General features: G+C 72.7%; 9 protein-coding genes. 3 read left to right on the forward strand and 6 right to left on the reverse strand.

Translation table 11 applies throughout. The annotated features are described in order from the left end of the window. Window positions 1–70: 70 nt before the first annotated feature. From MXD58_RS14535 to MXD58_RS14545, 3 genes are all read right to left on the reverse strand, one after another. The gene (locus MXD58_RS14535) at window positions 71–844 is read right to left on the reverse strand and encodes a glycine betaine ABC transporter substrate-binding protein (RefSeq protein WP_308301968.1); all 774 of its coding nucleotides are present in this window, start codon (window positions 842–844) and stop codon (window positions 71–73) included. 253 nt (window positions 845–1,097) lie between these two features. Further along, window positions 1,098–1,781, reverse strand: a complete 684-nt coding sequence (locus MXD58_RS14540) for an ABC transporter permease (RefSeq protein ID WP_248840972.1) — start codon at window positions 1,779–1,781, stop codon at window positions 1,098–1,100. After that, the gene (locus MXD58_RS14545; protein WP_248840973.1) at window positions 1,778–2,536 is read right to left on the reverse strand and encodes an ABC transporter permease; all 759 of its coding nucleotides are present in this window, start codon (window positions 2,534–2,536) and stop codon (window positions 1,778–1,780) included. The genes MXD58_RS14540 and MXD58_RS14545 overlap by 4 nt, the downstream gene beginning before the upstream one ends. Before the next feature lie 35 nt (window positions 2,537–2,571). Between MXD58_RS14545 and MXD58_RS14550 the strand changes: the two genes are divergently transcribed. Further along, window positions 2,572–3,672, forward strand: coding sequence for an ABC transporter ATP-binding protein (locus tag MXD58_RS14550; RefSeq protein ID WP_284678358.1), 1,101 nt, complete (start codon window positions 2,572–2,574; stop codon window positions 3,670–3,672). On the opposite strand, the gene purQ is transcribed toward MXD58_RS14550, so the two are convergent. From purQ to MXD58_RS14565, 3 genes are all read right to left on the reverse strand, one after another. Next, complete coding sequence (purQ, locus tag MXD58_RS14555; protein WP_248840987.1) at window positions 3,649–4,350, reverse strand: phosphoribosylformylglycinamidine synthase subunit PurQ; 702 nt, start codon at window positions 4,348–4,350, stop codon at window positions 3,649–3,651. The two genes, MXD58_RS14550 and purQ, sit on opposite strands and share 24 nt — an antisense overlap. Before the next feature lie 121 nt (window positions 4,351–4,471). Further along, window positions 4,472–5,014, reverse strand: a complete 543-nt coding sequence (locus tag MXD58_RS14560; protein ID WP_248840988.1) for an ATP-binding protein — start codon at window positions 5,012–5,014, stop codon at window positions 4,472–4,474. Between the two features lie 88 nt (window positions 5,015–5,102). After that, window positions 5,103–6,062 carry an NAD(P)/FAD-dependent oxidoreductase gene (locus tag MXD58_RS14565; RefSeq protein ID WP_248840974.1) on the reverse strand — a complete coding sequence of 320 codons (960 nt, stop codon included), beginning with the start codon at window positions 6,060–6,062 and terminating at the stop codon, window positions 5,103–5,105. A gap of 483 nt (window positions 6,063–6,545) precedes the next feature. Between MXD58_RS14565 and MXD58_RS14570 the strand changes: the two genes are divergently transcribed. Further along, entirely contained in the window at window positions 6,546–7,703 is a 1,158-nt protein-coding gene (locus MXD58_RS14570; protein WP_248840989.1) for a DUF5926 family protein, read from the forward strand. 58 nt (window positions 7,704–7,761) lie between these two features. Then, window positions 7,762–8,202, forward strand: a 441-nt coding sequence (locus MXD58_RS14575) for an FAD-dependent monooxygenase (protein WP_250609408.1), incomplete at its 3' end; no start/stop codon positions are given.

Raw genomic sequence — 8,202 nt, forward strand, 5'->3', positions numbered from 1 at the left:
ATATTCAGGCCGCATAATAGCGAAAGACGCAGAGCGGAACGCGAACCGATCTACACCACTCCACGGGGCATTATCCGTAGTCGGCCACGGTGGCGTCGGTGGTGAGGACCAGGCCGAGCTGGGCGGTGTTGTTCTTGACCGCCGCCTTGGTCTGCGGGGTGTCCACCCCGGTACGGACGATCTCGCTGACCTTGATGTTGTAGGTCTTCTCCAGCCCCGGCTGGCAGAACGGCCGGCTGGCGCACTCCGGACCGGCGGCGAGCTTGACGGTCTGGCCGCTCGCGCCGAGGTCGGACAGGGTGCTCAGGTGGTGCTGGGCGGCGAACGACCTGCTCACCGCGAACGCGTTCTGGTCGACCGCGGCGGCCGGGTCGAGCACCGACAGGCCGACCCCCGCGGCCAGTGGCCGCAGCGCGGCCAGGGACTTCCGCAGGTCGGGGGAGGAGACCGACGGCGCGGTGGAACCGTGGACCTTGGCGTTGAGTAGGTCCGCGTAGGTCGCGACATACTGCGGAATCGCGTCGACCGTGCCGTTCTCCAGCGACGACTGGGCGAGCTCGGTCTGCTGCACCGAGGTCCGCTCGACCTTGTACCCGGCCTTCTCCAGCACGGCCGCGTACATCTCGGCGAGGACCTTGCTCTCGGTGAAGCCGGCGTCGGCCACGGTCAGCGAGCCCTCGCTCGTGGAGCCCGACCCGGAGCCGCTGGTGTCCGAGCCGCAGGCGGCCGCACTCAGGGCCAGGGCGGCCAGCGCGGCGATGCCCACCAGCACGGCCCGCGGGCGCCGCCGGGCCGCTCGGAGGCCGGCCCGACGAGATCCGGACGCTGCTGCTTCGTCAGTCACGTTGATGATCCCCACCGCTCGTCATTGCAGGTTTCGTGGTCGCCCTGGTGCTGCCCGACCGTCGGTGCGCGCCGGCGCGCGTTGCCACCATCGCCGACCGTCCCACCCTCGCACTCGGATCCGACAACTTCCGGGCGTCCCGGACACATTCCTGCAGGCGGGTAGGCCGCCGCAACCGTAAAGGCACAAATAACAGCGACAAGGTGAACAATGCGTCACTCCTGGTGCTGGCGCCGGGTGTCCACCGGCCGGATCAGCGGGTGCGGGCGGCGGGGACCTTCCTCGGTCCGCTCGCCACGAGCCGGGCCACGGCGAACAGGATCCCGTCCACGATCAACGCCAGTGCCGCCACCAGGATCGCTCCGCCGACGACCTCGTCGTGGCGGTTGTTGGCCAGCCCGTCGACGACGAAACGGCCGAGGCCGCCGCCGCCGATCAACGCCGCGATCGTCGCCGTCGCCACCACCTGCACGGCGGCCAGCCGCAGGCCCAGCACGATCAGGGGCGCTGCCAGCGGCAGCTCCACCCGGCGCAGTAGCTGGCCGCCGGACATGCCCATGCCCCGGGCGGCCTCCTTCGCCCCTGGATCCACCTCGCGCATCCCGACGTAGCTGTTGGTGACCAGCGGTGCGATCGCGAACAAAGTCAGCGCGACCACCGTCGTCGTGTCACCGATCCCCAGCGGGCCGATGGCCAGCAGGACCAGCACCGCGAACGTCGGCACCGCCCGGCCGACGTTCGAGATGTTGATGGCGAGAGTGCCGCCCCGGCCGAGATGGCCCAGGCCGACGGCGACTGGCAGCGCCACCGCGCAGGCGATGCCCACCGACGCGCCGGTAAGCAGCAGATGTTCGGTGAGCCGGGTGCCGATCCCCTCGCTGCCCCGCCAGTTCGAGCCGGTAGTGAGCCAGTCGAAGGCGCCGGTCAGGGTGCTCATGCGGCGCTGCGCCCAGGCTGCGCCGGGACGACGGAGACCGGTCCCGGCGGCGCGCCGTCCCGGGCGGTCCGCCGGCCGCGCCGGCCGTGCCGCCAGGGCGTCAGCAGCCACTCCAGCCCGGCGAGGAGCAGGTCGGCGACGACCGCCAGCGCCACGCACAACACCGAGGCGGTCAGCACCTCCGCCTTGAACGAGCTGCTCAGGCCGTCGTAGATGAGGTTGCCGAGGCCGCCGTGGCCGATGGTCGCCCCGACGGTGACCATCGCGACCGTCGACACGGTGGCGACCCGGACCGCGGCCATGATCGACGGCAGGGCGAGCGGGAGCTCGACGGTGAGCAGCAGCCGGGCCGGGCCGTAGCCCATGCCGCGGGCGGCCTCGCGCGCCGCGGCCGGGACCGCGTCGAGCCCGGCCAGCAGCCCCCGGAACAGGATGACCAGCGTGTAGACCACCAGACCGATGCGTACCGTCGTCGTCGACAGGCCGGTGACCGGCAGCAGCAGCGCGAAGAACGCCAGCGACGGAATCGTGTACAGCACGCTCGTCAGGCCGCCGATCCAGGCCACGGCGACCCGGAAACGGCGGGCCAGCAGCACCAGCGGCACCGCGATGACCAGCCCGATCACGACCGCGCTGACCGTCAGCAGGATGTGCTCGCGAGACGCCGTCCACAGCTCGTCGGAACGCGTCCGGACGTAGTCTCCGCAGATCCAGGCGTTCCGTTCGAGACAGTTACCGGACGCGACGATAGCCACCGAAGCACCGTAACCGGTCGAGAGGATGTGTGCCCATGGCCGCGCAGCCCGTCGTGAGCCCGGCGACCTCGGCGGATCCGATGATCTCGCTGATGGGGGTCGGCAAGCGTTACCCGGACGGCACGGTCGCCGTCGGTGACCTGAGCTTCGACGTGCCGGCCGGCGAGCTGCTGTGCCTGGTGGGGCCGTCCGGCTGCGGCAAGACCACGACGATGAAGATGATCAATCGGCTGGTCGAGCCGACGAGCGGGCGGATCGTGGTGGCCGGTGAGGACGTGACCCGCACCGACCCGGTGCGGCTGCGGCGGCGGATCGGATACGTCATCCAGCAGGTCGGGCTGTTCCCGCACCTGACCGTGCGGGCCAACGTCGGCACGGTGCCGCGGCTGCTCGGCTGGGACCGGGCGCGGGTCCGGACGAGGGTCGACGAGTTGCTGGAACTGGTCGGACTGGAGCCGGCCCTGATGGGCGCCCGCTATCCGCACGAGCTGTCCGGCGGCCAGCAGCAGCGGGTCGGCGTGGCCCGGGCACTGGCGGCGGACCCGCCGGTGCTGCTGATGGACGAGCCGTTCTCGGCGATCGACCCGATCGCCCGGGACCGGCTGCAGGCCGAGTTCCTGCGGCTGCAGCGGGAGATCCGCAAGACGATCGTGTTCGTCACCCATGACCTCGACGAGGCGATTCGGCTGGGGGATCGGATCGCGGTGTTCCGCCAGGGCGGCTCGCTGGAGCAGATCGACCCGCCCGCGCGGATCCTCGGCCGGCCCGCGACCGACTTCGTGGCCGGTTTCGCCGGCTCGGACCGGGCGCTTCGCCGCCTCGCCGTGACGCCGCTGCGGCGCGACGACCTGGACCCGCCCCGTCCCGCAAAGGGGCCCATCGCCGCCGAGGCGCCCGGCGGCCCCTCGCCCGGGCAGCCACAGGCGCGGGTACGGGAGGGCGCGTCCCTGCGGGAAGCGCTGGCCGCGCTGCTGGCGCAGGACCGTGACAGCCTCGACGTGTACGCCGGGGATGCCGTCGTCGGGGTGCTCACGCCCGCGGGCCTGCACGCGGCGCTGCGCCGGTCGGTGGCCGCGGACGCTGCCCGTGAACCGGCAACCGACCCGGCCGGGTCAGACGCGGCTGAGAAGGCCTGAGAGCACGGAGGTGAACATCGCCAGCCCGTCGACGCCGACGCCGGTCAAGGCGTCCACCGCATGCTCGGGATGCGGCATGAGGCCGACGACGGTGCGCCGCGCGTCGCAGACGCCGGCGATGTCCGCAGCCGAGCCGTTCGGGTTGCCGCCCAGGTAGCGGAACACCACCCGGTCCTCGGCGGCGAGTTCGGCGAGGACGTCGGGACTCGCCACGTAGCGCCCCTCGCCGTGCTTGATCGGGATGGTGATCTCGTCGCCGGGCTGGTAGTTCCGGGTCCAGGCGGTGGCCGCGGTCTCGACCCGCAGGCGCTGGTCCCGGCAGACGAAGTGCAGCCCGGCGTTGCGGGTCAGCGCGCCCGGCAGCAGGCCGGCCTCGCAGAGCACCTGGAAGCCGTTGCAGATGCCGAGGACGGGCAGCCCGTCGGCGGCCGCCGCGACGATCGTCGCGACCATCGGGGAGAACCGGGCGATCGCGCCGGCCCGCAGGTAGTCGCCGTAGGAGAAGCCGCCGGGGAGGATCACCGCGTCAACCGCGGCGAGATCGTCGTCCCCGTGCCAGAGGGCCACGGGCTCGGCGCCCGCGGCGCGCACCGCGAGGGCGGCGTCCCGGTCGTCCAGGGAGCCCGGAAACGTCACGACTCCGACCCGGGGGGTCACCGTCGTCGCGTGGCCGTTCATCGCGCTCATCCCGGCACTCACCCGCACCTCCGGCACCATCCGGTGCTCTCGCCGTCCACCTGGGATCAGCGTATCGGCTTGCTCCGGGCGGCGGTGCCGGGTCGGCACCGTCCGCTGCTCTTCATGGGGGCGGGACCGATGCGCTGTCCGTGCCGGCAGCGGCCGGAACGGCCCCCCACGGGCCGAGCCCGGAGCGCGGCCGGGCAAGCCGCGCGCCCGGTGCGCTGTCCTCCCAGACCAGCGTCTTCTCCAGATGCACCCGGGTGCCCCGGTACGGCCCGTCCACCCGGTTGAACTGCACCTGGTCCATGAGGGCCCGCATGAGAAAGATCCCGCGGCCCTGTTCGGGGACGCTCTCCGTCGGGGTGCTGTCACCGGCGGCGCCGATCGGCGCGTCGGGATCGACCTCGGCGTCGAATCCACCGCCGTAGTCGCTCACCTCGATGACGGCCACCTCGTTGTCCACCCCGACCGAAACCTCGTACTCGTCGCCGTCCTGGGCGTGAAGAAGAACATTCGCGCACGCCTCGGTCAACGCCAGCTCAACATCATTGATGCACTCTTGGGTTACCCCGAGGACTTTCAGTGATTGCGCGCAAATTCGCCGAACGACCGGAATGGAGATCTCGTCGCGGGGCAACGCCAGACTTAGTTTGATCTCCATGACGGCAGATGTACCCGCCGCCGGCGACTCCAATCAAACGAGTTCGACCGACATTTGTCTGCCTTCGTCACCTCGTCGTCTGCTCTGCTCAGCGCAGACGATCGACCAGGGCCCGACCGAGCGCCGTGCCGGACAGCCAGGCGTTTTCGATCTTCGGCGCGCCCCAGCCGTCACCGGCCAGGCCGATGCCGCTGTCGGACAGGAAGTACCGCTCGTCGTGCGGTCGCTCCGGCCGTGCGAACGTCCACCGCTGCACGTGCACCCAGCAGGGTGCCTCCGGGATCCCCAAGAGCCGGCGCAGGGCCTCGACCAGCCGGGTGCCGGCCGCCGCGGGCTCCGCGAGATGCGGGCGGGCGAACTCGGCGGTCGAATGGGCGACCAGCACCGGGGCCTGGTCGCCGCGGCGGCGGCCATCGTCGGCGATCCACGCGATGGTGTCGTCATCGTGCACGAACGCCCCGTCCATCGCTGCCCACCAGCGATGCTTCCAGCCCGCCAGCAGGGCGAGCGCGGGCGCCCACGGACGGTCGGCGACAAGGGCACGCTCGGCCACGAAGGTGTCGTCCAGGTGGCGCATCGCCTGTGGATCCGGCATGGCCAGCACCGCGGCGTCCACCACCTCCCCGTCGACGGCCAGGCCCGGGGTGATCCGGGTGATCGGCGAGGACTGCAGGACGGTGATGCCGGAACGGGACGCCAGATCCGCGACCAGCGAGCGCAGGCCGCGGGGCGCCGAGTAGCGCAGTGGCCCGGCCTCGCCCGCGGTCAGGGCGGCGTCCGGGCCGCTGATCACGTCCAGCCGGCGGGTCCAGGCCCGGGCCATTCCTCGGGCGGCCCAGTCCTGAACCACCTCGGCGAACTCGGGCGAACTGACGGTGAAGTAGGACGCCCCCGCATCGACGATGCGGCCGTCGATCCAACGGGAGGACATCCGGCCACCGATCACCCGGCCGCGGTCCTGGACCCGCACCTCGATTCCCTCCGCCTGAAGCACACAGGCACAGGCGATTCCCGCAATTCCACCGCCGGCGACGACGACCTTTGCCACCGACCCCCCATTGTCTCGACCTGCCCCCCGGCAGGATGGACCGCCGCCTGAATTCCCGGGCGGACCACCCCCTGCTTTTCAGGCGGAGCCAGGCGGTGGCGTGGCCGGCCGGCCACGCCACATCATCGTGCCCGCACGTGTCCGGCCGTGTGAGCGCGGTGTCGCGGTAGTGGGACAACACGCGGTATGTGTGCGGGTTATCCCTGATGCCTTTACGTCGCGCACTCCTTCCTTTGCCGCCCGGGCTCAGCGGGCCCTGGCGGGCCGGGAGGATGGTGGCGGGCATCCCGCGGGGGCGATCGGTCCTGGTCCTGGCCGCCACGCGTCCGCGACCGCCCGGCATCCGCGATGTTCGCCGCCCATGGCCTAGCCTTACTGCCGGATCGCCTTTCTGCCGGCTCGCTCCACTGCCGGACGGATCAGGGCCATGCCGCTGGTGCACGCCGCCAGACACCACGTCGCTTAGATACCCAGGAGCTCGCGATCGCACGCCGACCCGCCCCCCAGCGCCCGGGCGCCCGTACCGCCCAACTCGCCGCGACCGGCTCCGCCGTCGGGCGCGGCCGGACCACCGGGGCGCCCGCACCGGACGGCCCGATCGCCGTCGTCGGGCCGCGCGAGCCCTGCCCCTGCGGCTCCGGGCGCCGTTACAAGGCGTGTCATGGTGAGCGCCGCCGGACGGCGCCGGTACTGCGACCCTTCGTCGGCCGCCGGGACGAACCCGATCTCGTCGCCCTGCGCGAGCTGGTGCCGAGCGCCACGGCGACCCTGCGGCTGTCGGTCGAACATCTCGCGGCGCACCCCGAGCACGCCGACCGGCGGATCACACTCGCCACGATGCTGCCGCAGGCCGCCCCGGCCCTCGTCCGGGACTCCGGCGAGATCCTCGTCGCCATCCAGGTCGCGGTGCCTGGGCTGGACGCGTCCCGCGACATCGCGGGGGCGCTGCTGGCCGCCCTCGACGCCGAACCGGGCACCGTTGTCGACGCGCCGGTCGCGTCGTCGCCGCCGCTCGTCGAGCAACGGTCCGGCGGGCTCACCGCCCTGCCGGGGCTCGTCGACCTGCTGGACCCGGCACCGTTGGAGATCAGCGTGCACGCCGGCTTCGACTGGTGGCTCCCCCCGTCGGACGACGACAGCGGCCCCGGGCAGGAGGTGGCGGCCATGCTGGAGCGGGCCAACTCCACCGTGGTGCCCACCAGCCGGCTGACCTCCGTGCCGGCCGCCTACTGGTGTCATCCTGGGGACCGCTGGCACCTGCGCTGGGCGTTTCCACTCGCCGTGCCCGCCGGGGCGACGTCCGCGCCGGACGCTTCGACCTCGGGCGCCGGTGATGGTGCCTGGACCGACGCCGACACCGCCGCCTCGGAGGAGGCGTTGCTCGACGCGCTGGCCCGGCTGGCCGCCAGCGAGCGGCTGACGGTGGGCGCCGGCTCGCGGTTCGTCGGGTTCTTCCGGGCGGACGGCCTCGTCGTCCCCGTCTGGGACCTGGCCGCCGACACGCCCGCCGATCACTGTGAGGAGCCGGCCGCCGCACTGCGGCAGGCCTACCGCGACGCGCTGGCCGTCACGGCGCCGCTGAGCCCGTCCGAGCGCCGGATCCGGGCCGGCCTGGTCGGCCGTAGCCTGACGCTGCGCTGAGAAGCCCCCTGACGCGGTTCGAGCGGCACGGAGTGAAATGGGTCTGGAAGACGCTTCGATGAGCACCTTCGACGTCGTCGTCGTGGGCGCGGGTCCGGCGGGCGGCAGCGCGGCGCGCGCCGCCGCGGCCGCCGGAGCCAGCGTGTGCGTGCTCGAACGGTCGGCGATGCCGCGGTACAAGACCTGTGGCGGCGGGCTGGTCGGCCTGTCCACCGACCATGTCGGGATCGATCTGACCGGCGTGGTCCGATCGTCGGTGAGCGCGCTGACCCTGAGCCTCGACGGGCGGTTCCAGGTCAGCCGCGGCCGGGTCGACGACCCGCCCTGGCTGTCCATGGTGATGCGCTCCGATCTCGACGCCGCGCTGCTCGCCGCGGCCGAGGCGGCGGGCGCGACCGTGCGCACCGGCGTGCAGGTCGCCGCGCTGCACGAAGATCAGCCGAACGGCGGCGGGTCGGCCGGCGGCGGCGCGGGCGGCGGCTGGGTCACCCTGCGGGTC

It is taken from the genome of Frankia sp. AgKG'84/4, from assembly GCF_023242965.2.
In the GTDB taxonomy this organism is placed as follows: domain Bacteria; phylum Actinomycetota; class Actinomycetes; order Frankiales; family Frankiaceae; genus Frankia.

Bases quoted from the DNA above. Each gene is read 5' to 3' on its own strand.
- MXD58_RS14540 (WP_248840972.1), bottom strand. From the start codon at position 1,781: ATGAGCACCCTGACCGGCGCCTTCGACTGGCTCACTACCGGCTCGAAC.
- MXD58_RS14550 (WP_284678358.1), top strand. From the start codon at position 2,572: ATGGCCGCGCAGCCCGTCGTGAGCCCGGCGACCTCGGCGGATCCGATG.
- purQ (WP_248840987.1), bottom strand. From the start codon at position 4,350: ATGAACGGCCACGCGACGACGGTGACCCCCCGGGTCGGAGTCGTGACG.
- MXD58_RS14560 (WP_248840988.1), bottom strand. From the start codon at position 5,014: ATGGAGATCAAACTAAGTCTGGCGTTGCCCCGCGACGAGATCTCCATT.